Source organism: Xenorhabdus entomophaga (assembly GCF_037996725.1).
Classification (GTDB): domain Bacteria; phylum Pseudomonadota; class Gammaproteobacteria; order Enterobacterales; family Enterobacteriaceae; genus Xenorhabdus; species Xenorhabdus khoisanae.
Window position 1 is genome coordinate 1 of the sequence record NZ_JBBMXH010000382.1, and the last position, 370, is coordinate 370.

Sequence of the window (370 nt, forward strand, 5' to 3'; positions counted from 1 at the left end):
GGGGCGGCTGCTGGAAGTGGCGACACCGGGCACCCTCCCGCTGCGCTTTGAATATGACAGGCAGGGGCGGCGGGTAAAGGAGTATCAGGCGTACGGGCAAATCAGCCATGAGTACCCGGATACCTTTACCCATCAGCGCACCGTGCTGGTGCAGGACGGGCAGGAATGGCAGACGGAGACGGGGGTCAACAAGGCCGGAGAACTGAAACGGCTCAGGATAAGCGGTGAGCATACCCTCAGCCTTGAACGGGATGAAGAGGGGCAGGAGTGGCACCGCCAGTCAGATAAAGGCTTTATCCTGCGCCAGGCCCATGCCCTGATGGGGCAACTGACTGCCCAGCGTGCCGGGCGTAACACGGAGTTTTTTGCC

Annotated in this window: 1 protein-coding gene; it reads left to right on the forward strand. The window is 61.6% G+C overall.

Going from position 1 to position 370, the window contains the following annotated elements; genetic code table 11:
• Nucleotides 1–142: 142 nt before the first annotated feature.
• Nucleotides 143–370, forward strand: a 228-nt coding sequence (locus AAC854_RS23305) for a hypothetical protein (RefSeq protein WP_340619157.1), incomplete at its 3' end; no start/stop codon positions are given.